Source organism: Paenactinomyces guangxiensis (assembly GCF_016055185.1).
Taxonomy (GTDB): Bacteria; Bacillota; Bacilli; order Thermoactinomycetales; family Thermoactinomycetaceae; genus Paenactinomyces; species Paenactinomyces guangxiensis.
Window position 1 is genome coordinate 60,038 of the sequence record NZ_JAECVR010000018.1, and the last position, 23,652, is coordinate 83,689.

General features: G+C 46.3%; 22 protein-coding genes and 4 tRNA genes. 22 read left to right on the plus strand and 4 right to left on the minus strand.

Annotated features, from left to right (window positions below; genetic code table 11):
• Positions 1-3 precede the first annotated feature (3 nt).
• Positions 4-1,419 carry a TcaA 3rd/4th domain-containing protein gene (locus I8U27_RS15495; protein WP_181753145.1) on the plus strand — a complete coding sequence of 472 codons (1,416 nt, stop codon included), beginning with the start codon at positions 4-6 and terminating at the stop codon, positions 1,417-1,419.
• A gap of 690 nt (positions 1,420-2,109) precedes the next feature.
• Here the strand turns inward: I8U27_RS15495 and I8U27_RS15500 are convergent.
• On the minus strand, positions 2,110-3,381 hold the full coding sequence (locus tag I8U27_RS15500; protein WP_181753147.1) for a helix-turn-helix domain-containing protein: 1,272 nt from the start codon (positions 3,379-3,381) through the stop codon (positions 2,110-2,112).
• Between the two features lie 241 nt (positions 3,382-3,622).
• Between I8U27_RS15500 and I8U27_RS15505 the strand changes: the two genes are divergently transcribed.
• The 11 genes from I8U27_RS15505 (at position 3,623) to tsaD (ending at position 8,673) form a co-directional block, all read left to right on the plus strand.
• Entirely contained in the window at positions 3,623-3,850 is a 228-nt protein-coding gene (locus I8U27_RS15505) for a hypothetical protein (RefSeq protein WP_181753149.1), read from the plus strand.
• A complete protein-coding gene (locus tag I8U27_RS15510) occupies positions 3,829-4,071 on the plus strand; it encodes a hypothetical protein (protein WP_181753151.1) in 243 nt (80 codons plus the stop codon). Before I8U27_RS15505 ends, I8U27_RS15510 begins: the two co-directional genes overlap by 22 nt.
• A gap of 498 nt (positions 4,072-4,569) precedes the next feature.
• Positions 4,570-4,653 (plus strand) — tRNA-Leu (locus I8U27_RS15515).
• 11 nt (positions 4,654-4,664) lie between these two features.
• A tRNA-Leu gene (locus I8U27_RS15520) sits at positions 4,665-4,751 on the plus strand.
• 19 nt (positions 4,752-4,770) lie between these two features.
• Positions 4,771-4,847: transfer RNA gene (locus tag I8U27_RS15525), tRNA-Pro, on the plus strand.
• A 30-nt stretch (positions 4,848-4,877) separates the two neighbouring features.
• Positions 4,878-4,951: transfer RNA gene (locus tag I8U27_RS15530), tRNA-Gly, on the plus strand.
• Positions 4,952-5,017: 66 nt separating this feature from the next.
• The gene (gene thiL, locus I8U27_RS15535; protein ID WP_309506161.1) at positions 5,018-6,010 is read left to right on the plus strand and encodes a thiamine-phosphate kinase; all 993 of its coding nucleotides are present in this window, start codon (positions 5,018-5,020) and stop codon (positions 6,008-6,010) included.
• A 4-nt stretch (positions 6,011-6,014) separates the two neighbouring features.
• Complete coding sequence (gene tsaE, locus I8U27_RS15540; RefSeq protein WP_181753153.1) at positions 6,015-6,476, plus strand: tRNA (adenosine(37)-N6)-threonylcarbamoyltransferase complex ATPase subunit type 1 TsaE; 462 nt, start codon at positions 6,015-6,017, stop codon at positions 6,474-6,476.
• A complete protein-coding gene (gene tsaB / locus I8U27_RS15545; protein WP_181753155.1) occupies positions 6,473-7,210 on the plus strand; it encodes a tRNA (adenosine(37)-N6)-threonylcarbamoyltransferase complex dimerization subunit type 1 TsaB in 738 nt (245 codons plus the stop codon). Before tsaE ends, tsaB begins: the two co-directional genes overlap by 4 nt.
• Positions 7,194-7,691, plus strand: a complete 498-nt coding sequence (gene rimI / locus I8U27_RS15550; RefSeq protein WP_181753157.1) for a ribosomal protein S18-alanine N-acetyltransferase — start codon at positions 7,194-7,196, stop codon at positions 7,689-7,691. Before tsaB ends, rimI begins: the two co-directional genes overlap by 17 nt.
• The gene (gene tsaD / locus I8U27_RS15555) at positions 7,654-8,673 is read left to right on the plus strand and encodes a tRNA (adenosine(37)-N6)-threonylcarbamoyltransferase complex transferase subunit TsaD (protein WP_181753160.1); all 1,020 of its coding nucleotides are present in this window, start codon (positions 7,654-7,656) and stop codon (positions 8,671-8,673) included. The genes rimI and tsaD overlap by 38 nt, the downstream gene beginning before the upstream one ends.
• Before the next feature lie 327 nt (positions 8,674-9,000).
• Here the strand turns inward: tsaD and I8U27_RS15560 are convergent, their stop codons facing one another.
• Together I8U27_RS15560 and I8U27_RS15565 are read right to left on the minus strand one after the other, a co-directional pair.
• Entirely contained in the window at positions 9,001-9,663 is a 663-nt protein-coding gene (locus I8U27_RS15560; protein WP_181753162.1) for an SOS response-associated peptidase, read from the minus strand.
• Between the two features lie 70 nt (positions 9,664-9,733).
• Entirely contained in the window at positions 9,734-11,650 is a 1,917-nt protein-coding gene (locus I8U27_RS15565; protein WP_181753164.1) for an ABC-F family ATP-binding cassette domain-containing protein, read from the minus strand.
• Between the two features lie 108 nt (positions 11,651-11,758).
• Between I8U27_RS15565 and I8U27_RS15570 the strand changes: the two genes are divergently transcribed.
• From I8U27_RS15570 to I8U27_RS15615, 10 genes are all read left to right on the plus strand, one after another.
• Positions 11,759-12,346: a 5-formyltetrahydrofolate cyclo-ligase gene (locus I8U27_RS15570; RefSeq protein WP_181753166.1), complete on the plus strand. Its 588-nt coding sequence runs from the start codon at positions 11,759-11,761 to the stop codon at positions 12,344-12,346.
• Between the two features lie 156 nt (positions 12,347-12,502).
• Complete coding sequence (locus I8U27_RS15575; RefSeq protein ID WP_181753168.1) at positions 12,503-13,195, plus strand: redox-sensing transcriptional repressor Rex; 693 nt, start codon at positions 12,503-12,505, stop codon at positions 13,193-13,195.
• A gap of 46 nt (positions 13,196-13,241) precedes the next feature.
• Positions 13,242-13,976 (plus strand): twin-arginine translocase subunit TatC, encoded by a 735-nt coding sequence (gene tatC / locus I8U27_RS15580; RefSeq protein ID WP_181753170.1) that lies wholly within the window; start codon positions 13,242-13,244, stop codon positions 13,974-13,976.
• 224 nt (positions 13,977-14,200) lie between these two features.
• A complete protein-coding gene (locus I8U27_RS15585; protein WP_181753172.1) occupies positions 14,201-14,731 on the plus strand; it encodes a hypothetical protein in 531 nt (176 codons plus the stop codon).
• 18 nt (positions 14,732-14,749) lie between these two features.
• Positions 14,750-15,208 (plus strand): RlpA-like double-psi beta-barrel domain-containing protein, encoded by a 459-nt coding sequence (locus tag I8U27_RS15590; RefSeq protein ID WP_181753174.1) that lies wholly within the window; start codon positions 14,750-14,752, stop codon positions 15,206-15,208.
• Between the two features lie 296 nt (positions 15,209-15,504).
• Positions 15,505-15,786, plus strand: a complete 282-nt coding sequence (groES, locus tag I8U27_RS15595; protein ID WP_181753176.1) for a co-chaperone GroES — start codon at positions 15,505-15,507, stop codon at positions 15,784-15,786.
• Between the two features lie 66 nt (positions 15,787-15,852).
• On the plus strand, positions 15,853-17,499 hold the full coding sequence (gene groL, locus I8U27_RS15600) for a chaperonin GroEL (protein ID WP_181753178.1): 1,647 nt from the start codon (positions 15,853-15,855) through the stop codon (positions 17,497-17,499).
• Between the two features lie 175 nt (positions 17,500-17,674).
• Complete coding sequence (locus I8U27_RS15605; protein WP_181753180.1) at positions 17,675-18,703, plus strand: dipeptidase; 1,029 nt, start codon at positions 17,675-17,677, stop codon at positions 18,701-18,703.
• A 69-nt stretch (positions 18,704-18,772) separates the two neighbouring features.
• Complete coding sequence (locus I8U27_RS15610; RefSeq protein WP_232345551.1) at positions 18,773-20,947, plus strand: CocE/NonD family hydrolase; 2,175 nt, start codon at positions 18,773-18,775, stop codon at positions 20,945-20,947.
• Positions 20,948-21,180: 233 nt separating this feature from the next.
• The gene (locus I8U27_RS15615; RefSeq protein WP_181753182.1) at positions 21,181-22,188 is read left to right on the plus strand and encodes a murein hydrolase activator EnvC family protein; all 1,008 of its coding nucleotides are present in this window, start codon (positions 21,181-21,183) and stop codon (positions 22,186-22,188) included.
• A gap of 315 nt (positions 22,189-22,503) precedes the next feature.
• Here I8U27_RS15615 and I8U27_RS15620 read toward each other — a convergent pair whose 3' ends face one another.
• Positions 22,504-23,457 carry a phosphotransferase enzyme family protein gene (locus I8U27_RS15620; RefSeq protein ID WP_181753185.1) on the minus strand — a complete coding sequence of 318 codons (954 nt, stop codon included), beginning with the start codon at positions 23,455-23,457 and terminating at the stop codon, positions 22,504-22,506.
• Between the last annotated feature and the right edge of the window lie 195 nt (positions 23,458-23,652).

Sequence of the window (23,652 nt, forward strand, 5' to 3'; positions counted from 1 at the left end):
GCTGTGGACCAAAATAATAAACAGAAAAACCATGCAGACTCTGAGACCTCGAATACCTATTCATTTGAATCTGGTTCATTGTCCGGTAATCACGGCCCTATTAACATTGGGGAAACAGTTATTACCACCTACAATAATGTCAAGCAGCATCCCCTGTTAGTCAGTCTGGGTGTCATTGGGATTTTTATCATTATCATCTTAATGATTACGTTTTTTTACCCGAAACAAGAAACAGAAGCGACAAAATTGATCAAGGAATTTGAAGGCGCCATTCTCAAAGAAGATGTGGATGCGATCGAGGATATGATTTCTCCTGATGATTCCGATATGGAACTGGAGGAGGAATATCTTCACCAACTGTGTGACTATGCAAAAGGAAATCCCGAGTTTTTAAGTCAAACGTTTGATATTATGAATGCACAAAAGGCTCTGTATGAAGATGAGAAAAATCCTGAGATCGATTCCTATTTGTTGCGCCAGTCTTCCAACGAAGAAATTATGAGTTCAGGGATCTTTTACCTGAAACAGGAATGGGGACTTTTCTCTGATTCTTATACAATTGGTGTACGGCCCCAGTATATCCAGCTCACCAGCAATAATCCGGATGCTGTGATTGAGGTGGACGGGGAGGTTGTCCTGAAGACGAAAAAAGCGAACAGTACCAAAGTCGGCCCGCTGTTTCCGGGAATCCATAAAATCCACGGTGAGCGGTATTTTCATTATACTGATACGACAGAAACTTATGATACGGCGGTGAATTTATTTGATTTTGAATCTGTTACCCCTGTAGAAATCAACATTACAGGGACGGTGGTTAAGGCGGAATCAGATTTAGCCGGAGTGCAAGTGCTCCTTAACGGAAAGCCGACGCCGTTTGCAGTAAAAAAAGATAAAATGGAAGTTTATCCTGTTCGATTGGATGGTTCGCAAAAAATTCAAGGCTCCTTTCAGCTGCCCTGGGGCGGAGTCTTAAAAAGTGAAGAACTGGTGATTGAAGCAGAGTACGATTTATATGATATTACCCCTGATCTGTGGGAAGAAAAAAAGGTAGTCCAACTGATGAATACATTTATCGAGGATTTCAACAAGGCGTTAAATGAAGAAGAAGTAGGATATTTCAAATCAGTATCATTTAAAGGGGTTTTTGGGTCATATAACAGTTTTCAGGATTATATCGACAGGCATTTATTAAATAAGAGTAGTTTTGGGATCGGTCTTCCTGAGGCGAGTAGTATTGAAGAAACAGAAATCGTGGGTGATTATTATCCCGGTGTGGTAAAACTGGATAAGACAGATGAGGGATACTACCTGAATATCCCATTAAGTTTTAAATTTAGTAACGGTTTTGAACGAAAATATTCATTAAGGTATCAATATAAAAATGGTAAGTTCCAACTGTTGAAGATTAGTGAGATTTGAAGTGAGGTGGCCCGGGCAGGCAGTCGCCTTTTAAAGCTGTTTTCTCAGGGGTGGGGGCATGTTGCCATGGCCAGACCCCTGAGAAACCGTATGTGGAGAGTTTACCCTGGTTTGTTAGAAGTGGAAATATTAGCTTTGCAGGAGTATTGTATACAGGTCCAACAGAAAAGATCTAAAGCGATTCTGCGAGTGTGACAGTTGGGAATGATATAAGTAAAACAGATCATTACTTTTACCTAAAAAGATGAAAATAAGAACTTATGGTTAACAAAGGGGTCAATGGCAAGCGGAGAAATTTATCCGGGCTTTTTATTTGAACAATAACAGCACACGATAAAAATGGGCTCTGGTGTGGAGATCTTTTTAACATATTTGGTGATTGCTGTTATATGTACTCTTTTTACTCTTCTGTTTCCGTATCAAACCGAAAAAAACGCAAATGATCAATCACAGAAACCCCGGAATGAAAGATCAAATCATGCCGGGGAGACAGAATTCTGCCCTCCCCCATTGCACACACTTTTACATAAGAGACTTCCAAAAAGTTTAAGCCCTTTAACACTAGGAGTCGGTTGGCTCTGGATCGTCACCGAAAAAACGTAAATGATGAATCATAGAAAGACCTCCTAAAAGTAAAGATTATGTTAGCTGTCAACTGGTTCTGTATCATCACCAAATAAAATCCAATGATCAATCATAAGAAAGACCTCCTAGTCCTTTGGCTCTAAAATACAAGTGCGAATACTTTATGTAATTGGGCTCGTCGTTAAGTAAGAGATAGACTTGCATCAATCCATAGAGAGCCTCCAGATCGTTTTTCTCATTTGAGTGAAGCTCGTAAACCTCCATAAATGCTGCAAGAGCCTCCTGATATTCAGACTCGGAAAGATAACTCTTACCTATATAGAGCAATGCTTGAGAATATTCTATCATATCCTTTTCTTTTTGGGCAATCTTGAGAGCCTTCCCCAACATCTTATTGGAAAGTTGGAAATCTTTTTTCTCAAAATAGATGATTCCAAGCTTTAAATAGGCTTCTAGTATTAACCATTTTCTCCGGGTGATTTCTTCCTTAAGGTCAATCGCTGCGAGCAAGCACTTTTCCGAATGCTTCAATCTTCCGTTTTCTTTGAAGATGTCTCCCAAAGTAATGTATAATTCTATCTGCCTTTCACAGTTGTGATTGATCCTGGCTATTTCAAGCCCTTTATTCGCACAACTCTCTGCTTCATCGTAGAGTCGTATATCCTTTTTGAGTTTTGCTTGCAAGTCATAAATCCCGATAACAGCTTCTATGTCGATTTCGGATGAATTAAGATCAATTTTTTCAAGTGTTTTTAAAGCATCCTCAGCCCGACCGAGACCCCGTAAGTAAATCGCTTTATTTGTCAGAAGGCTGGTATAGTAATACCCCCGTTCCCCATTCAGGTCAAAAGACTCCAAACCCTCTTCAGCATGCCTTAAAGCGGCTGCTTTGTCTCCTCTCTTAAACGCAATGACACTTAAATGATTTAAACAGCCCGGCTTTAAGTTAGAGCGGTCGCCGATGGACTTCTCCAAAATCTTCAACGCCTGATGAAACAGTTCAACGGCACGGTCAAACTGTTGCGTTTTATAATAACATCTCCCTTTGAGGAAGTAGAACAGGGGGCCGCGGTATTCGGCGGGAAGCTTGGATAATTTACTCAGCGCCTCGCGCGGTTTTGAATTAATCCTGTTCTCAATAATCATCAGATCAAGTTTCCGGTCCTTCTCCTGCTCTTTTTCCCTTTCGGAAAGATCGTGAATATTGATCTCCATTTTTCTCAGAACATAGTTAATCTTATTCGGGTTCCGGCATTCCCCGCGCTCAATCGCGGAAAGGGTGGACGGAGGGATCATATCATCTGCCAAATCTTGCAGCCTCATCCCCTTTTCCTTTCGCGCTTTGCGGATCAAATCCCCAACATGGGTAAAATTCATCAGAACCCTCTCCTTTTTACAGATAATATTCCATATATTCACTAAAATTTCAATACTGAAATTAAACAGCTGGAAGAACTAAGTATTTTATCTATTTTCCTGGCCCCGGCAGCATTTTTACCATGATACTAGTAATCAGTTAAAAGTTAAACTAATTTTGGTAATTTATTGAATAAAATTTCCCTCATCACTAAACTGAAACCAAGTCGCGACATTCAGAAAAATAAACAGAAAGGGTTGAATGCCGATGGAGGTTCCGTTTGCTGCAAGAGCAGGGAAACCGTCCGTACCCGCAAAACATTTGCCAGATGCTTTCATATTTTTAAACCCGGTCAAAGGAAAACCGATCATCTTCCGCTTCGCCAATGTTGAAGTGAAAACGGAGAATGACAAAACTGTCGTGTCCGGCAGATGTATCGACTGGCGGGGGAACAAGGGGGGAAGGCTGTGGAGCGGGACAAGACGATAAACTATGTGTCAGAGTCACAACTCATCAGTTATGTCGTTTATGTGATGGCGAAACTGGGCTATTCCCGGAAAAATATCGCAGAACTTGTGCGGGAGTTGAACACGACCTTTGATCTGAAATATGATGACTTTACCTTTAACACCAGTCTGGCCGTCGGCGAGGAGGACCGCAAAAACCTGTTGCCCACCATCAGCCGGAGAAACGATGAGACCCGACAGTAAAGTAAACTAGAGCATATGGACAGGAGTGGCGGAGATTTCATGTGCGGCCAAATTGGATCTTCGCGGTACGCACCACTTTGCAGTTATTTATGAAATGTAAGCGCGAAGACTTGCCAATTCAATGGCGATGTAGTTCATGCAGTTGAGGGCTTGTGGCCAAAAGCTGTTGTGTTTAGCAAAAACTGATTCTGTACACAACGTCCTGTCAGTTGCTGCAGATGCTTCTGGCGGGGCGTTTTGCGTTTTTGGTGCTTGATTTGTGCCAGATGGAAATTGCCTGGTCATCGAATTAGGGAAATATAGGATTGGGACTAAAAAAATAATATTCTGCATACTAATAAATTGTTGACATTCATTTTTTCGCGTGTTATATTAATTTTTGTCGACACGGGGCGCGCGCGAGTCTAACGCACAAGCCTTACGGACGAACTACGTAATCCAGCGCAACATCCGAAAATGACGCGGCGCACAAATCGTGAAAACGCAGATAATACGCAAGCGGGTGTGGCGGAATTGGCAGACGCACTAGATTTAGGTTCTAGCGCCTCTGGCGTGGGGGTTCAAGTCCCTCCACCCGCACCAACATCAACCGAGCGGTCGTGGTGGAATTGGCAGACACGCTATCTTGAGGGGGTAGTGGCCGTATGGCCGTGCGAGTTCGAGTCTCGCCGACCGCACCATGTTCAACTTTATCACTTCCGGGGTGTGGCTCAGCTTGGTAGAGCGCCTCGTTCGGGACGAGGAGGTCGCAGGTTCAAATCCTGTCACCCCGACCATTAATCCCGGAAAATCATTCCCAATGATATGCGGGTGTAGTTCAGTGGTAGAACATCGGCCTTCCAAGCCGAATGCGAGGGTTCGATTCCCTTCACCCGCTCCAAATGTTAAGACGGATCGCGGCACCAGCTGCGGTCCTTTATTTTTATTCTGAGAAGGGGAATCTCCGGTGAACGATGAATTTGCCTTCATTCGCTCTTTACTGAAAGGACGATCTGCCTGGAGCGACCGGATCGAGGTTGACATCGGGGATGACGCAGCAGTGGTGGTCCCCGCACCGGAACGATCTCTGGTGATGACGTGTGATACGATGGTGGAAACAGTTCATTTTCTCCGCCAAACGATGAGTTGCCGGGATATCGGCTGGAAGTTGCTCACTTCTAATTTAAGTGATATCGCGGCGATGGGGGGAACGCCGACTTTTGCCCTTTTGTCAATCGCTGTACCTTTTTCCTGGCAGACAGAGGAGATACAGGAAATCTACCGGGGCCTTTATCAGTGTGCAGACGAGAACCGTGTTACACTGGTGGGCGGAGACACAGTAAGCACTCCCGGCCCGCTCACTTTATCCCTCACGTTGCTGGGGGAGGTTTCTCCGGGAAATGCGTTGCGCCGTTCGTCGGCAAAACCGGGAGATGTGGTTTTTGTCACAGGCACTGTGGGGGATTCTGCTGCCGGTCTGTATCTTCTGCTTCACCACCCTCAGCTTAAAGAGGATTTTCCCACACTGGTTAAGGCCCATACCCGCCCCGCGGCACAGGTAAGCATCGGAAAATGGCTGGCGGAATCAGGATTTAACCCCGCCTGTGATGACATTAGTGACGGGATCGCCGGGGAAGCATGGGAAATCGCCGAAGCAAGCGGGGTGAAGCTGGTCATTGAGCAAGAAAAACTTCCTCTTACTGCCGCATGTAAAGAGGTTGCAAAAATGGCAGAGATGGACCCTTATGAGTGGGCCTGGTTTGGCGGGGAAGATTATCAATTGATCGGTACCATTCGCCCGGATGGCTGGCAACAATTAAGACAGGCGGCACTTGAGGAAAATATTTTGATCACTGCGATTGGCCGTGTGGAAGCAGGGGAACCCTGTGTGGAAAAAGAAACTGCAGGGAAACGAATGTCTCTTCAGCAAAAGGGTTACAATCATTTTGCAGATAGGTGATACCATGAGGGAAGCTTGTTGTTTTATCACCCGGAATGAACGGGAAACCAGAGGACTGGCACTCCGTATGGCCAAATTTTTAAAGCGTGGCGATGTTCTCGCTCTGGAAGGGGACCTGGGGGCCGGAAAGACCACATTTGCCCAGGGATTGGCCGAGGGGCTGGGAATTGAACAAAAAGTAGACAGCCCCACCTTTACCATTGTCAAAGAATACGGAGGCCAAATCCCTTTGTATCATATGGATGTCTACCGGGTGGAATCGCCTGATGAAGAGCTGGGCCTGGAAGAATATTTTTACGGGGACGGGATTTGTCTGGTGGAGTGGGCTTCGCGGGTGAAGCCACTGTTACCGGAGGAGACGGTTTGGCTTCGTCTGCTGGTCCAGGCGAATGGGGACCGCCATATTCAATTGATATCCATGCATCCCCGTTCGATGCGTCTGTGTAAGGAGCTGGAAGGAAAATGAAAATGCTCACCATGGATACCTCCACCCTGGTGATGGGAATTGCCGTCCTTGATTTGGAAGAGAAACGGGTGCTGGGCGAGGTGACTACCAATCTACATAAAAACCATTCGGTACGGCTGATGCCGACTGTGGATCAATTGTTGCGGGATCTGGATCTGGCCATGTCGGAGATCGGGGTATTGGCGGTAACGGCGGGTCCGGGCTCCTATACCGGAATTCGCATCGGTGTGACGACTGCGAAAACAATCTCCTGGGCTTGTGGCATTCCTCTTTACAGTGAGTCCAGTTTAACCGTTCTGGCGATGAATGGTTACCACTTTGACGGGGTGGTTGTACCTCTGTTTGATGCGCGGCGCAGGCGTGTTTATTCCGGTGTTTTTCAAAGAGACGGGGAGAAAATGAGTGAAGTGGTTCCGCAGCAAGTGGTGGAGATTGAATCCTGGTTAAAGCAGATTGGGGAGCTGCGCCGGCCTGTTTTGTTTTTGGGAGATGATGTGGCCCGATTTCAGGATGTGATTGCCGGCAGTCTGGGAGATGCAGCCCATTTCGGATCACCTGCGGAAAATATTCCCCGTGCGAGCCAACTGGGAATATTGGCCTGGCATAAGTGGATAAATGATGAACCGCCTGAGCATGCAGACTTTGCACCGAATTATTTGCAAATGACAGAGGCGGAAGCCAACTGGTTAAAAAAGCAGGGAAATGGAGAGACGTCCAATGGAGAAAAAGGCTGAGGGTGAGGTTGTATTTCGTCCTATGAAGCTTTCAGACCTTCCGCAAATTGAGATCGTCGAAAACAGTTCTTTTTCAGCTCCCTGGCCCAGACAAGCATTTTATAATGAGTTGGTGTTCAATCAGTTTGCCCGTTATACAGTTGTGACGGTAGACGGAAAAGTAGCAGGGTATTGCGGATGCTGGATGATTCTCGATGAGGCCCATATTACCAATATTGCCATCCACCCCGATTACCGCGGCAGGGGATTGGGGGAAGCGATCCTGACCTATGTGATGGAAATGTCCAGGTCGCTTGGCGCATGTAAAATGACCCTGGAGGTGAGGGTCTCTAATTCAATCGCCCAGTCATTGTATGAAAAGCTGGGCTTTGAACGCTCGGGAGTCCGGCCGAAGTATTATACGGACAACCAGGAAGATGCCATAATTATGTGGGTGACATTAAATGAACAGTCAAAAAGAAACTCTATTACTGGGAATTGAAACCAGTTGTGATGAGACAGCGGCGGCAGTTGTGAGAGGGGGAACCGTCCTCTTGTCCAATGTAATCTCATCACAGATGGATGTACACCGAAAATTCGGCGGAGTGGTTCCGGAGGTTGCCTCCCGCCGGCATGTGGAACGAATGACCCTGATCATCCAAAAAGCGCTGGAACAGGCCGAAGTGTCACTGGACGACCTTGACGCGATTGCTGTCACTCAGGGGCCGGGATTGGTCGGAGCTTTGCTCATCGGTGTGGCTGCGGCAAAAGCCCTTTCGTTTGCGACAGGAGTTCCCCTTGTCGGAACCCACCATATTGCCGGCCATATCTATGCCAACCATTTGGTGAAACCGCTGGAATTTCCTCTGGTCGCCCTTGTCGTCTCCGGAGGGCATACAGAGTTGATCTATATGGAACACCACAATCAATTCCGACGGCTGGGGCGGACACGTGATGATGCCGCCGGAGAGGCTTTCGATAAAGTGGCCCGTCTCATGGGCCTTCCCTATCCGGGCGGGCCGCATATCGACCGTTTAGCTGCAGAGGGAAAACCTGCCTATGATCTGCCGCGCGCCTGGCTGGAGCCTGATTCACTCGACTTCAGTTTCAGCGGGTTGAAATCGGCGGTGATCCATTTGCTGCACAATGCCAAACAGCGGAATGAAGAGATAAATTCTGCTGATCTCGCTGCCAGCTTTCAAGAAGCGGTTCTCGACGTACTTGTGGAAAAGTCCATTCGTGCGGTAAAAATGACGGGTGTAAAACGATTATTATTGGCCGGCGGAGTTTCCGCCAACAGCGGGCTGCGGATTCGCTTGCACCAGCGCTGCGAAGAGGAGCAGATCAATTTACAGATCCCGCCGCTGGAGTTATGCACCGATAATGCCGCCATGATTGCCGCAGCAGGCACCTACCAATATCTCGACGGAAAATTTGCCGACCTCAGGCTGAATGCCGATCCAAACCTTCCGCTTGTTGACTAAAAAAACCTGCACCTTTGACGGATGCAGGTTCTTCTTTTATTACTCAATTTTTCTTCGATCGTGCCGCCGAAGCTGGTTGTCACCCATATTTCACTGATGTACGGGCCATTCCCCTCAACCCAAAGGTTACCCGGAAACTGGGAATGGGTGTTCGTTGTTTGCAGACGATTTCTCCTGCTGTGGCTGAGTTTATCTTGTTTGCGCAAAAACAGATCAAAAAGGGGGTAACCCTGTTTAGGGCTGTCCCGATTATTGATAATCAAACTTTGGAATTTTGGACGAAGTGATCGAGTTTCATCTGATTAGATGACCACGTAATGTAAACGTTCAACTCTTAGGAATCGGGAGGATACATTCCGGAATATCATTTTTTGGAGAATTCACAAGGTTGGACACTGGATAGGCGGCCATTTCCTCTGCGGGGTAAGGGTTGAGCAATGACCTTAATACATTTGGTTCCTCCAGTCCTGGATCAAGCCATGCCGCTTCATCCTCAGGCCGCAGAATCGCGGGCATGCGGTGATGAATCGGTTTCATCAAATCGTTTGGAATTGTGGTGATAATAGTACAAGAGGTGATCTCCTTGTCTCCTTGCTTCCAATGATCCCAAAGCCCCGCGAAGGCGAAAGGTTCGCCGCTTGCGAGGCGGATGAAACAGGGTTGTTTCCCGTTTCCGGTTTTTTTCCATTCATAAAATCCTGAACTGAGAATAAGACAGCGCTGGCGTTTCAAAAGGCGTTTAAAGCTTGGCTTCTCGTGAACAGTTTCAGATCTTGCGTTGATCATGCGATTTCCGATTTTTGTATCCTTCGACCAGAAGGGGATGAGTCCCCATCGCAGGAGTGTGCCTTTTCGTTGCTCTCCGCCCATAACGGCGAGTACAGGCTGTGTCGGAGCAATGTTGTATCGGGGTTTTAACTCATTCACCTCAAACTCAAACCGTTCCTGAAGAGTGCCGGGTTCCGTAAACAGCGTAAATCTTCCGCACATCTCATTTTCCTCCTGTTCTGTGGGCCATGATTTCATCCCGACATTTGCCAAAATACTTGTTCTGTCACTATTAAGCGTCCGCGAGTTCTGCCCATTCCTCCGTTTTTTCAGCGAGCGTATCTTCCAGCAGGTCCGCCTCATTTTTCAGGGAGGCGCTTTTGATCGGGTCGTTAAAAATCTCCGGCTGGCACAGCTGCTCCTGAATGTGCGCCAGTTTTGTTTCCAGCTCTTCAATCTCTTTTTCCAATGTTTCCACCTTTTGTCGGCGTTGCTTTTGTCGCCGCTGTTCCTCTTTTTCTTTTTGCCGGCGCGATATGGCTTCTCCCCGTGTTGACGATTCCGGACGGTTGGTTTCCTCCAGTTTTTCCAGTGCTTTTTTCTCTAAATATTGCTCATAGTTACCGGGATAATCGCGAATCCCTTCGGAAGTCAGTTCCCAAACCCTTGTTGCCAGCCGGTTGATAAAGTAGCGGTCGTGGGAGACAAATAACAGGGTTCCCGGATAATCTTCCAGCGCTTGCTCCAGGCGCTCTTTATTGGGCAGATCCAGATGGTTTGTCGGCTCGTCCATGAGAAGGAAATTTGCTTTGTTCAGGAGCCGTTTGGCGAGAGAGAGGCGTGCTTTTTCACCGCCGCTTAAATCTCCGACCCGTTTAAATACATCTTCTCCGCTAAACAAAAACTGGCCCAGGTAAGAGCGGATGGTGGTTTGGTCCAGGCGGGGATGGGCGTCCCAAACTTCTTCAAGCACCTTTTTGTCCGGATCCAAATCTTTCTGTTCCTGGTCGTAGTAGTCGACTTGTACATTGGTGCCCCAGTGGAGGCTTCCGCGAAGTGGCTTCAGCTCTCCGGCAATGGTTTTGAGCAAGGTGGATTTACCCATTCCGTTGGGACCGAGCAATGCCACATGTTCCCCGCGCTCGAGGCGGAAGGAGAGGTTTTGGATCAACGGGTCTTTGTAGCCGATGGCAATCTCTTTGGCCTCAAGTACTTGTCGTCCGCTGGTAACCGCAGTTTCAAAGCGGATCGCAGCCTCCTGGCGGTACATGACCGGTTGTTCGATGCGCTCCATTTTTTCCAATGCTTTTCGTCTGCTCTGGGCCCGATTGGTAGTAGAGGCGCGGGCGATGTTACGCTCAACAAATTCCTCCATCTTTTTAATCTCCGCTTGCTGTTGTTCGTAGGCTTTTTGCTGTTGCGCCAATCTTTCTTCTTTTTGTTTGACGTAAGCGGTATAATTTCCCGTATAACGGGTTGCGTGATGGCGTTCGATTTCATAAATGACCGTGACCAGGCGGTCGAGGAAATAGCGGTCATGCGATACGATGAGCAGGGCACCTTCATAACTGGCAAGGGTCTGTTCCAACCAGGTGATGGCGTTCATATCCAGATAGTTGGTCGGCTCATCCAGCATTAGGAGATCCGGTTCTTCCAACAGCATTTTTGCCAGCGCGACACGGGTTTTCTGGCCGCCGCTCAGCTCGGAGATTTTCGTCGTCTTCCAATCGATACCGGCCAGTCCTAATCCGTGTAAAACACCGCGGATTCTTGCTTCATATCCGTATCCCCCGCGCTCTTCATAGGCTTGCTGCAAGGATGCATACTTTTCCAGCGTTTTTTGGTACAATTTTTCATCATTGTAAACACGCTCCTGTCCCATTTCCTGTTCCAGCTTGCGCAAGTCCGCTTCCATCTGTTGAAGTTCGGTAAAAACGGATAACAGTTCATCCCAGATCGTCAGCGTGGAGTCAAGCCCCGTCTGTTGGGCCAGATAGCCGATGCGGGCTTTTTTGGACAGCATAATCTCTCCGGAATCAGGTTGCAGTTCACCCGTGATACATTTTAACAGTGTTGATTTGCCGGCACCATTGACCCCGATCAATCCGACGCGGTCGTGTTCTCGCACCTGGATGCTGATTCCTTCAAGGACAATAGTTCCCCCAAATGATTTATCTATATTTTTTGTCTGCAATAACAATGCTTTCACCTCATTTATAAATCCCTTTTATCAGTGTATATGAGGAAGAGAAGGAGGGCAAACCGGAAGCATTTGTTGTACAATAAAAAGACTGATACGAATAAAGGGTGACACAGGATGCCGGGTTCAAAACAAGCTTTGCGCAAGGATATGTTACAGATGAGGAACGGACTTTCCTCTGCATATATAAATGAATGTTCTGAACAAATTTGCCGGGCATTGATACAGTTTCCGGTTTACCGTGAGGCGGAGTCCGTTCTTTTTTATATGGCTTTCCGTAATGAGGCAGACGTTCGCAGAGGGATGGAAGATGCCTGGAAACAGGGGAAACAAGTGCTGTTGCCCCGTGCCAATCCTGCGGACCGCTCGATGAGATGTTTTCGGGTGGACAGCTTTGCAGAGCTTGAAGCAGGGGCGTATGGCATTTCGGAACCCCCGGACGATCCGGGAAGAGAAGTGGACCCTGAAAGGATTCAACTGGTGATTGTCCCCGGAGTAGCCTTTGATGTAAACGGCTATCGTCTTGGCTACGGCGGGGGATACTATGATCGCTTTTTTGCCGGTTTCTCCACCCGGAGTAAACGGATCGGAGTGGCTTATCCGGAACAAATCGTCAAGACCGTTTATCCTGATCCGCACGATCAAGCGATGGACTGGATTATCACTCCTCACGAAGTATTCACCATTCATCAGCCCTTGTTATAGTAGAATAAAATGGAGAGAGATTGAATGTGCCCAAGACCTGTGAATGAGGGAAAACCCTTTGGGGATATGGTATAGTGAACATACAATCCATTCATGTGCGGAATATCACATAAGAGGCTTTTATGGAAATCAGAAGGACATTTATGGAGGTGTGCCATGGGTGAACAAAAAATTCCGCAGGTAACTGCAAAGCGTTTGCCATTATATTACCGGTATTTGGAAAAGTTGCATGCGATCGGTAAACAACGTGTATCTTCCGCCGATCTCAGTGATGCCCTGCAAATTGATCCGGCAACGATCCGGCGTGACTTTTCCTATTTGGGTGAACTGGGCAAAAAAGGATATGGTTACAATGTAACGTATCTGCTGCAATTTTTGCGGGATTTTCTCAAACAGGATGAAGTGACCAATGTTGTCCTCGTCGGAGTGGGCAATCTGGGGACTGCCTTATTACGCTACAATTTTTATCGCAGCCATAACACCAAAATTGTGGCAGGATTTGATCAGGACCCCGCTAAAATTGGAACAGATATTGACGGCATTCCGGTTTATTCCATGGATCGTCTGCAAGAAGTGATCCAGTTGCACAATGTAGAGGTGGCCATCTTAACTGTTCCGGTCAATGTAGCGCAATCCACGGCCCAATTTTTGGTTGAAGCCGGCATTCGCGGGATTTTAAACTTTACCCCGGCCCGTCTGACAGCCCCGCCGCAGGTGCGAATCCATAATATTGACCTGACGATTGAGTTGCAGACTTTGATTTATTTTTTGAAAAATTTTCCTTCCGATGAAGAGGCCGAACCGGGAGAAACAAATGCTCTCAATATGAAAGAGACAGGAGAAGAGTAACAGGTCAGTTCATATCTGAAGAGGTTTGTTAAAGGAGCCAGTTTTTATGAATGATGACAATATGCAACCGCTGACAGAGCATTTAAGTGAATTGCGCCGCCGCATTATCTGGGTTCTCTTGTTTTTTGTCGCTACTTTAATCGTCAGCTTTATATTTTCACAGGATATCTTTTATTGGATTAAAGCCGGTGCTTTTAAAGATTTCAAGATCCATGCTTTCGGTCCGGGGGATTCTCTGAAAATTTACATGCAAATCTCCTTTATATTATCTTTTATTTTTACCTCGCCGGTCATCCTGTATCATATCTGGCAATTTGTCCGCCCCGGTCTCCGCCCGAGGGAACAAAGAGCCGCGCTCTCATATATTCCGATGGCTGTTGTCTTGTTTTTAGCCGGACTCAGTTTTGGGTACTTTGTTATTTTCCCCTATTTGATTCAGTTTACGGAAGGTTTGAATGAACAGTTCGGACTTGGGGAGATGTATGGCGTTTATCAATCTTTCAGCTTTCTCTTTAACATTATTTTTCCCCTTGGTCTCATTTTTGAACTTCCCGTGGTTGTTTTGTTTCTGACGCGCATTCGCCTGATCAGCCCGGGAATTTTGATGAAAGCAAGGCGTGTGGCCTATCTGGTGATCGTCATCATTGCCGCGGTTATTACACCGCCCCAGATCATTTCCAACATTCTCGTTGCTCTCCCGATGGTTTTGCTCTATGAGATCAGTATCGCATTATCTGCCTGGGTTTATCGGCGCATGGAGCAGGAGGAGGCAATGCAATAAACGATCTGTGCATATCCGGACATCTACATTTTTCAGATGTCCGGCTTTTGTATAAAGACCCCTTTTTATTTATGATTATTTAGTATTTTTTGAATAATTAGCAGGTTTTTTCCGGCTATTTGCAGAAGTATGATTTAAATTTTCGGAAAGGAGGGTTGCCCCTGAGAAAAACGCTGATTACCGGTTTCATTTTTTGCTTTGCTTTGTCAGCAGGTGCTATATGGATGTATTACAAATCGTTTGCTGATGATATCCAAACAGAAATCACCTTAAAAGAGGCAGTAACCAAAGCCAATGCAGAAGCAAAAAAATGGAACCCCCTGGCTTCTCTCATTCTTATCACAAGTGCTGATGCATTTGACCCGAATATAAAAGGCCCAACAGAAGGAAAACAAGGCAAAAGGAGAATGTGGAATCTTATATTTGGCGTACCTGGCACAGATCAAAGCCTGCTCGTAAAGATAGAAGAAAATAAGATTAGCAATGTAAAAGAGATTCAGGAGCTAGTCAGGCCCGGTGAAGTTGTTCCTCTCGATCAAATTGCCGTCGATTCCCCGTTCCTTGTGGAGCAGGCCATTCAGGAGTTTGGCATGAAACCTGGGGTGCACTTTGCAAGAGGCTATCATTTTGAATTGTTCAGTGATAACCATAGACTTTTCTTTTCAGTTGAAGGATTAAACCAGCGAAACAAAAGAATAAGAGTTTTTTTTAACCCCAACAACGGCAGGTACCTCGGTATGGAAGTCGAGAAGTAATTTTGGGGGAATGCAATGATGAAAGCGAAGATTGTTTTTGTAAGCGGATTGATACTGGCATTGATTTTCGGCATGAGTATCCCGGCAACCTATGCCGCGACCTATTATTACGATCAAGATGTAACAGCCTATGTTGCTCCGTCCGGAAGTAAAACTTATTATGGCACCTATCCAACTAAGTACAGAACAGCGGCTGTACATCCCAAAACCTGCGGATCACCGGGAAGTGGAACTTTATTTCCCAGAGGCACAATTATACACGGTCTTTATGACCTGTACCTCCCCGGATACGGATACAGAAGCACATGGGTTGTTGAGGATATGGGAGATGTGAACTGCAGCAGAATAATAGAAGGATATGGCAGAAAACTAACCAGACACTGGTTTGATATATACTTTGGCAAAAGCGGGACACAGGATTATAATAATGCGATAAAATTCGGTATAGAAACCGGTTATGATTATTATATTGAATAAGATCAAAATGTCGGCCCGGAGGGTAGCCCGGGCCTTATTTACATACTCTTGCACATGTCCGCAGTTGCCGGGAAATTTTACCTGGCAAAAGGAAGGACCAGTAAAGGATGGAAAATTCGTCAAAAAGACACCTTTAATGCCCGTCAAAGGTGCCTTTTTCTAATTCGGTAATTTTTTTTGTTGGAACTCTTGCAAAATGAGACCGAGATGAATATTATTATAATTGGTGTTAGCACTCGAGGGAGCTGAGTGCTAACAAAAAGAAAACTATCCACCTTATGAAGGAGGGTATCACAATGATCAAACCATTAGGTGATCGTGTTGTTTTAGAAGCTGTTGAAAAAGAAGAAAAAACAGCCAGCGGGATCGTTCTTCCCGAAACCGCCAAAGAAAAGCCGCAAGAAGGACGGATTGTGGCTGTTGGTTCCGGTCGTCTGGAAGATGGAAAACGCGTCGCTCTTGAAGTGAAAGAAGGCGATCGTGTCATCTTCTCCAAATATGCCGGCACCGAAGTCAAGTATGGGGACAAAGAATACCTCATTCTTCGCGAAAGCGACATTTTAGCTGTTGTTGAATAATTAAAGATTCATCGTTCGGATGATGATTAATAAACTAAACCCTACATAAGAAAGGGGATTTTGAACATGGCGAAAGAAATTACATTCAGTGAAGACGCACGTCGTTCGATGCTGCGCGGTGTAGATGCTCTCGCTAACGCAGTCAAAGTAACCCTCGGTCCGAAAGGCCGCAACGTAGTGCTGGAAAGAAAATTTGGTTCTCCTCTCATCACAAATGACGGTGTAACCATCGCGAAAGAGATTGAACTGGAAGATGCTTTTGAAAACATGGGTGCGCAACTCGTAAAAGAAGTAGCTACCAAAACCAACGATGTTGCCGGTGACGGTACCACCACAGCTACCGTTCTTGCACAAGCGATCATTCGTGAAGGTTTGAAAAACGTAGCAGCCGGTGCAAACCCGATGGTTGTGCGCAAAGGAATCGAAAAAGCAGTAGCCGCAGCTGTTGCCGAGATCAAAAAAATCGCTCAACCGATCGAAGGAAAAGATTCCATCGCCCAGGTTGCCGCTATCTCCGCTAACGATGATGAGACCGGCAAGCTGATTGCTGAAGCGATGGAAAAAGTAGGTAAAGACGGCGTGATCACCGTTGAGGAATCCAAAGGTTTCCTTACCGAACTGGAAGTTGTAGAAGGTATGCAGTTTGATCGCGGGTACATTTCCCCTTACATGATTACTGACACAGACAAAATGGAAGCTGTTCTCGATGAGCCGTACATCCTGATCACCGACAAGAAAATCGGCAACATCCAGGACATCCTGCCAATCCTTGAAAAAGTTGTACAACAAGGCAAACAGCTTTTGATCATCGCTGAAGATGTTGAAGGTGAAGCGCTCGCAACCCTCGTGGTCAACAAACTGCGCGGAACCTTTACTGCTGTAGCTGTAAAAGCTCCCGGATTTGGTGATCGCCGCAAAGCTATGCTCGAAGATATCGCCATTCTCACCGGCGGCCAAGTGATCACCGAAGATCTCGGACTGGATCTCAAAACCACCAGCCTTGACTCCCTCGGCCGTGCACGTCAAGTCCGCGTCAACAAAGAAGACACCATCATCGTTGATGGTTTTGGCGAACCGGCTGATATCAAAGCCCGCACCAACCAAATCCGTCAACAATTGGAAGAAACAACTTCCGAATTTGATAAAGAAAAATTACAAGAGCGCCTGGCTAAACTGGCTGGCGGTGTAGCTGTTATCAAAGTGGGCGCTGCAACCGAAACCGAACTGAAAGAGAAAAAACTGCGCATCGAAGATGCCCTCAATGCGACCCGTGCCGCAGTGGAAGAAGGGATTGTCTCCGGTGGGGGCACCGCTTTCGTAAACGTGATCCGTGCCGTTGAGGATCTTGAAGGTTCCCTGCCGGTGGGTGACGAAAAAACCGGTGTTACCATCATCAAACGCTCTCTTGAAGAGCCTGTGCGTCAAATCGTCACCAACTCCGGACTGGAAGGTTCTATCATCGTTGAGCGCCTGAAAAAAGAAGAAGTCGGCATCGGCTTCAACGCCCTGACTGGTGAATGGGTAAACATGATTCAGGCAGGAATCGTTGACCCGGCTAAAGTAACCCGTTCCGCTCTGCAAAACGCTGCTTCCGTAGCTTCTATGGTTCTCACCACCGAAGCAGTGGTTGCGGATAAACCGGAAGAAAACAAAGGCGGAGCCGCCGGAGCCCCTGACATGGGTGGAATGGGCGGTATGGGCGGCATGATGTAATCTCAGCTGCTACAGTCTTAAAACTCCTATGGGATGTTTCCCGTAGGAGTTTTTATATTTAGCGGTTAAAACCATCTGCCGAAATTTAATAGAAGGTTTTATGCTTTTTTTTAAAGAATAAAGTTCAAATGGGAAAGGCTTGTTTCTTCAAACGAGACGAAACGGAGGGACATGGATGCGAGAATACAGCCGTATTCATCGGAATGCGCATGTCGTTGATGCTCACTTTGATCTTTTGATGGATGTAGAGGTTCAAAGAGGGTATGGCCGCAAAAAGATTATTGAAACCAACTATTTGCCCGAATTTTTGCGGGGCGGGGTAAATACAATTGTCTCTTCCGTCTTTGTGGACAGCAATTTTGTGCCGGAAATGAGCTTGCGTAAGGCTCTTAATCAGATCAGTGCACTGTATGCCGAAGCAGATGAATCACCCGAAAAAATCATGATATGTAAAAAATATGATGATATCGTCACTGCAAAAAAAGAAGGAAAAGTGGGATTTATCCTTTCTCTGGAGGGAGCGGAACCGCTCTATAATGATTTAAGCCTTTTGCGCATTTTTTACGAGCTGGGAGTAAGAATAATCGGACTGGTCTGGAGCCGGCGCAACTATGTTGGCGAGGGGAGCCATTTTTCTCCTGTTCGTGAGGGGAAAAGAGGCGGAATTACCGATTTTGGGGTACAGTTGATCAAAGAGGCGGAAAAGATGGGCATTGTTATTGATGTCAGCCATTTGAATGATGAAGGGTTTTGGGATGTGATGCAGTTTGTCGATAAACCGGTGATTGCTTCCCACTCAAATTGCAGAAGCATTGCCAATACGATGCGGAATCTCACCGATGAACAGATTCAGGCCATCGCTGCGAAAGATGGCGTGATCGGCATGAACGCCACCAGTTTCTTTACTGCTGACACAGATGAAAAAGCTGATGTGGAGCATTTACTTGACCATGTAGATCATATTGCCGGCTTAGTCGGCGTAAAACATATCGGTCTTGGACTTGATTTGTGCGAAAATTTCATGAAGTATGTCTCACCGGAAAACCTGGCGATGATCCCCCGCAAACCCTTTGATGTAGTTAAAGGACATTCAGCCCTTCCGCAATTGACTGAAGGGCTTGGCAGACGGGGATATTCAGACGGGGAAATAGAGTTGATTCTCGGCAAAAACTTTATCAGAGTGTTTGCAGAAGTGTGGGGGTAAATGGGCCCTATTGCCGGGTCTTCATCTGAATGAGAAAATGAAGGTGCAGTATGTTTTGCAGAGGGTGTAATGAAAAAGGAAGTGAAATGGACAATGGAACACGGAAAACCGGTTGGACAGGTCTTTTCCTACTACCAATCGGGAATTCATACAGCGGATATCATGTTCAACTCAAGCGGTATTCTGCACCGCCGGAGAGACATTGAAACTAGTAACTGGACCTCCTGGTCAGAATTAAGCAACCATTATGAAATGCCGCTCGCCGAAATCGAAAAAAAACTGCCGGAATGGAACCGGATCAATTGGCAATCCGGTGACGATGTTTTTACCAGCCGGGGAGACCATTATCAACGATATCTGAAAGTGGAGGAAACTGTTGGCGGAGATCAAAGAGAGGCATGGGTATGGGCCTTGCGGAAAGCCACAAATCCGGTTGACCTGGTCATAGAAAACGGCAAAGTGATCGCCTTTATGCTGTTTGGACGGGAAGGCGGCAGTGTTTTGGTAAAACCGGGATGTGAACGGCTGACCCCGCTGAAGCTTTGGGACGATCCGCGTCTGTCAAAAGCGGAATACGGTGTGAACCATCTGGGCAGACATGACGTGGTGACACGGGACGGCATCAGGTTGGCTGCGGATGTCTGGCTCCCGTCAGGTTTGCCTGAGGGAAAAAAAGTGCCGGCCATTTTGGTGCGCACTCCCTATGGAAGAAGAGATGAACAGTTGGGAGGCTCCCGCTGGCTGAGGTTTGTTAACCGGGGATATGCTCTGATGATCCAGGATACACGGGGACGGGAAGATTCAGAGGGAGAATGGATCCCTAAAGTTCATGAGATGAATGATGGAGAAGATACATTGAACTGGATCGCCCGGCAGTCATGGTCGGATGGCAGGGTGGGGATGATCGGCGGCTCTTATCTCGGATATGTTCAATGGGCAGCAGCTGCCACCGGAAACCCACATTTAAAAGCGATTGTCAGCTATGTGACCGCAGGAACTCCTTTTGTGGATCTGCCGCGAAAAGGCGGAACCATCCTCTCCGGCTTATTGGCATGGACATTTATGATGGCAGAACAAACAATGAACAGCGAAGCCCTCGAACGGGATGACTGGGACGAGGTGTTGAAGATCCGCCCGATTAAGGACATTCCGCAAAAGGTACTGGGTAAAGAGATTCCATTCTGGAGTGAGTGGATGAAGCATACCGACTATGATGAATTTTGGGCGAGATCTGATTGGTCCCGGCATGGAGATAAAGTCAATGTACCTTCCCTGCTGGTTTCCGGATGGTATGATGACAATGGAATGGGGACCACAGAAGCCTGGGAAATGAACGAAAAACACGGCCGGGAACATCTTAGGATGATTCTGGGACCGTGGTACCACAAGGCAAATACCACCAGGGATATTCATGATATCCCGTTTGGCAACAATGCGATCCGATATGACCTGGATCTATTGCAATTGCGCTGGTTTGACCGCTTTTTAAAAGAGATCCCTAATGGCGTCGATCAGGAAGCGCGGGTAGAGTATTACATGGTGGGGGAAAACGAATGGAAAAAATCAACCGCCTGGCCGCCGGAAGAGGTGGAATATACCCCATTCTATTTCCATAGCCATGGAGATGCCAATACCAGTAATGGAAAAGGGAAACTACTCTCTGTCTGTCCCGGTAAACAACCTCCGGATACTTATATCTTTCATCCGGATGATCCGGCTCCCTATTTAATTGATGTATCAGAAAATGAGTGCAGTGTCCCTGAAAATTACCGGGAAGTTGAGTTGCGTGATGATGTGCTGGTTTATACCTCTGAACCACTCTCGGAAGAGATGGCCATTGCCGGGGATATTTATGCTGTGCTGTATGTGTCAAGTTCCGCCCGGGACACCGATTTTTTGGTCCGGCTTACAGATGTAGACGAGCAAGGAAACTCGATTCGCTTATCCGACGGGATCATTCGGGCAAGATATCGCCATTCATTTACCCGGCCGGAATGGCTGGAACCCGGAAGCATTGAAAAGATTGAGATAAAAATGACCAAGATCGCCAATGTGTTTAAAAAAGGGCACAGGATTCGCGTATCTGTCACTTCCGGGGCGAAAAACCTTGCATTCCCCAATCACAATACCGGAAATGACCCTGCGACAGATACCGAAATCGTAATTGCGACACAACGGGTTTATCACGACAGCAAAAACGCCAGCCATATTAAATTGCCAGTGATCCAAAAAAGGGGAATTTAGGATTTGGATGTTTCGAAAAATAGACAAAAATAATCTAAAATATAGTAAGATTTTTTGGTTGAATGTTAGTATCTAATTATAAGAAGGTATATTTCAAAAATGAAATCAACGAAGAAAGGAGTGGCAGATTTTATCTTTGGCAGTGAAGTGAGGTACATAGAAGTCGTGACCACCATAAAACGATGATCCTGCTTCTCTGTTATTGACCTTCACATTATAGGAGAGTTCATTTTATGAAACAAAAACTAGTGATCGGCCTGACCGTGGCCTGCCTTGCCTGGAGTTGTTTTCTGCCGGGAACCGTCCTCGCAGAAAAAAAGAGCCTGAAGGAAATCCAGAAGGATAAGGCCAGTACCAAAGAGGATATCAAAGATGTACAAGCCCGGCTGAATGAAAAACAGAAAAGTATTCAAGCGATTGAAAAAGAAGTAGATAAATATGACAAGAAGATCGCTGAGTTGAACAAGGATTTACAAAAAAATGAAAAGCAATTAGCAGCACAACAAAAGAATTTTCAAGAAATTGTTACAAAGCTTTATTTAAAAGGTGAAATGGGGTATATGGCCAAACTGGTGGAGGCGAACAGCTTCAATGATTTTTTAATGCGCTTTGAACTGGTGAGGCTTAAGCTTAAACAGGACATTTCTATCATAAATAACTTTAAAAAGACAAAGCATGCTTATGAATCAGATATCAAGCAACTGGAAGAAGCAAAAGCCAAACAAAGTCCTCTGCTGGAAAAAGCGGAAAAAGAAGTAGAAGCTCTTAACAAGGAGTATAACAAATACAAAAAAGAATTTGCCGCTCTTGAAAAAGAGGAACGAGCCGCGATGGGCTATGGAGGTGGCGGCGGGATTCTGGCTTTTCCCTCCACCCCTGGATATGTTTCCTGGAATTATGGCCAGGACCGCGGAAGCCATATACATGCGGGAATTGATATACCAAGGCCGCCCGGAACCCCCATTTATGCAGCTGAAGACGGAGTTGTGATCAGGTCGGAGCCCATGAGCGGTTATGGATGGGCCATTGATATCAGACACGGCAACGGATTGATGACCCGGTATGCCCATATGTACAGATCATCCGTTCGAGTGAGTGTAGGACAACATGTAGACCGGGGACAACCGATTGCCGGAGTCGGAAATAACGGCCGTTCCTATGGAGCCAGAGGCGGATACCATTTACATTTTGAAGTTCACAAGAATGGAAGTACCAGAAACCCCAGGCAATATCTCCAATAATTATCTTTGGAAAAGTTTTTTCCATCTCAAAAGCCGTAAATTTCATGACAAACGAAATTGGAGCCGTTTTCCCACCTGTGACAAAGTCCAAAAGGGAAGAACGGCTCCGGCTTTTTTTATGACTGGCGAACGGGAATACTCCCCATTTTAATGGGGGAGATGAAAGTGAGCTTTGCCCGGTATCCCTTTGTGGGATGCTTTGAGCAAACCTTTTTTCCAGAAAAAAGGAAAAAGGAATATTTGTCGAATCCTCGTGGAGAGGATCGCTTCAGACTCGTTGAAACGAGAAGTTCTGCCCCTTCAGTGGAGAGCAGTTCACACCAGAACAGACTCCCCTTTGACCAGCTTCTCTTTTGTCTGCAGTAAAGACTGCCTGGTCTCTTCACTCGCTTTTTCCGGATCCAGATAAGTCATTAAATACAGATAAGAAAAAAGCAACCGAAACTCCAGAAAAAAATCCACTTGCTCTTTCCAATTCTTTTCCAATTGATGTTCATGAAGATATCCGGACATAAAAGCCTCAAGAAACTGTTCTTTAAAACCTCTTTTTTCCCCGGATGGCACCGGTTTGAGTGCATGGTATACAGCAATCGCAATATCATAAGTAAACCAGTGATATTTCACATCATTAAAGTCAAATAAGATTAACTCACCGTTTCCGTTTATGAAAAAGTTACGCTGGTGTAAATCGTTATGTATCAGCCCGTAAGAGCGGTTACTTCTGGAAAATGTTTTGATGTGTTCAAGGGAATCGCTCCAGCGGTCTAAAATAGCCTCTTCGGCAAAGGATAAATCGCGATGATAAATTTCACCTTCATTCCATTCCTCAAAAGGCGGAACTGATTGGCGCCGATGAAAGTTGCGGGACTGGGCATGCATTTTGCCCATCACTTGACCCCACTTTCTGAAAAGAATCGGGTTCCATTCTGAAGGGTTTTGTTCATCCACAAACTTCCCCGGTGCTTTTTTAAAGGAGATGATACAGCAGGGCACAGGCAGGTCACGTATCATCTCCACCATTTGTCCGCGTGTGGAGAGAACAGGTTTTGGAATATTGATGCCCTGTGTTCTCAGATAATTCACCCATTGCAGTTCAGAGTAAACCAGGTTTCTGTCCTTGGTTGCAATCGGGATTAACTTTAACACACAGGTTTCTCCGTCCCGCTCATATTCATAGACGTTTTCGTAAAACCCCCCAATCCATTTGAGTGAACTTTCCGTCCCTTGAAATTTGCGGCAGGCTTCCTTCACAAGCTCTTCTTTCCACATCTCATTTTTCCCACCTTCCCCATGACCTAAGACATATTATATACCCATTTTTAGTGTTTGGCGTCTTTGAACATTTTGCCTGTCGCCAACATTGATGTGAAATACCAGTTTTTCTTTATACGGTTAAAAACGTTTCTCTGGACTAAGTCGAATTTTATTCATTATGATGGGGATGGTCATAAGAGAGGAAGGGGG

Excerpts from the sequence above, each read along its gene's own strand:
- I8U27_RS15500 (WP_181753147.1), bottom strand. The coding sequence starts at position 3,381 with ATGAATTTTACCCATGTTGGGGATTTGATCCGCAAAGCGCGAAAGGAA.
- I8U27_RS15505 (WP_181753149.1), top strand. The coding sequence starts at position 3,623 with ATGCCGATGGAGGTTCCGTTTGCTGCAAGAGCAGGGAAACCGTCCGTA.
- tsaE (WP_181753153.1), top strand. The coding sequence starts at position 6,015 with ATGAGGGAAGCTTGTTGTTTTATCACCCGGAATGAACGGGAAACCAGA.
- tsaB (WP_181753155.1), top strand. The coding sequence starts at position 6,473 with ATGAAAATGCTCACCATGGATACCTCCACCCTGGTGATGGGAATTGCC.
- rimI (WP_181753157.1), top strand. The coding sequence starts at position 7,194 with ATGGAGAAAAAGGCTGAGGGTGAGGTTGTATTTCGTCCTATGAAGCTT.
- tsaD (WP_181753160.1), top strand. The coding sequence starts at position 7,654 with ATGAACAGTCAAAAAGAAACTCTATTACTGGGAATTGAAACCAGTTGT.
- I8U27_RS15560 (WP_181753162.1), bottom strand. The coding sequence starts at position 9,663 with ATGTGCGGAAGATTTACGCTGTTTACGGAACCCGGCACTCTTCAGGAA.
- I8U27_RS15570 (WP_181753166.1), top strand. The coding sequence starts at position 11,759 with ATGCCGGGTTCAAAACAAGCTTTGCGCAAGGATATGTTACAGATGAGG.
- I8U27_RS15575 (WP_181753168.1), top strand. The coding sequence starts at position 12,503 with ATGGGTGAACAAAAAATTCCGCAGGTAACTGCAAAGCGTTTGCCATTA.
- tatC (WP_181753170.1), top strand. The coding sequence starts at position 13,242 with ATGAATGATGACAATATGCAACCGCTGACAGAGCATTTAAGTGAATTG.
- I8U27_RS15585 (WP_181753172.1), top strand. The coding sequence starts at position 14,201 with ATGTATTACAAATCGTTTGCTGATGATATCCAAACAGAAATCACCTTA.
- I8U27_RS15590 (WP_181753174.1), top strand. The coding sequence starts at position 14,750 with ATGAAAGCGAAGATTGTTTTTGTAAGCGGATTGATACTGGCATTGATT.
- groES (WP_181753176.1), top strand. The coding sequence starts at position 15,505 with ATGATCAAACCATTAGGTGATCGTGTTGTTTTAGAAGCTGTTGAAAAA.
- groL (WP_181753178.1), top strand. The coding sequence starts at position 15,853 with ATGGCGAAAGAAATTACATTCAGTGAAGACGCACGTCGTTCGATGCTG.
- I8U27_RS15605 (WP_181753180.1), top strand. The coding sequence starts at position 17,675 with ATGCGAGAATACAGCCGTATTCATCGGAATGCGCATGTCGTTGATGCT.
- I8U27_RS15610 (WP_232345551.1), top strand. The coding sequence starts at position 18,773 with ATGAAAAAGGAAGTGAAATGGACAATGGAACACGGAAAACCGGTTGGA.
- I8U27_RS15615 (WP_181753182.1), top strand. The coding sequence starts at position 21,181 with ATGAAACAAAAACTAGTGATCGGCCTGACCGTGGCCTGCCTTGCCTGG.
- I8U27_RS15620 (WP_181753185.1), bottom strand. The coding sequence starts at position 23,457 with ATGTGGAAAGAAGAGCTTGTGAAGGAAGCCTGCCGCAAATTTCAAGGG.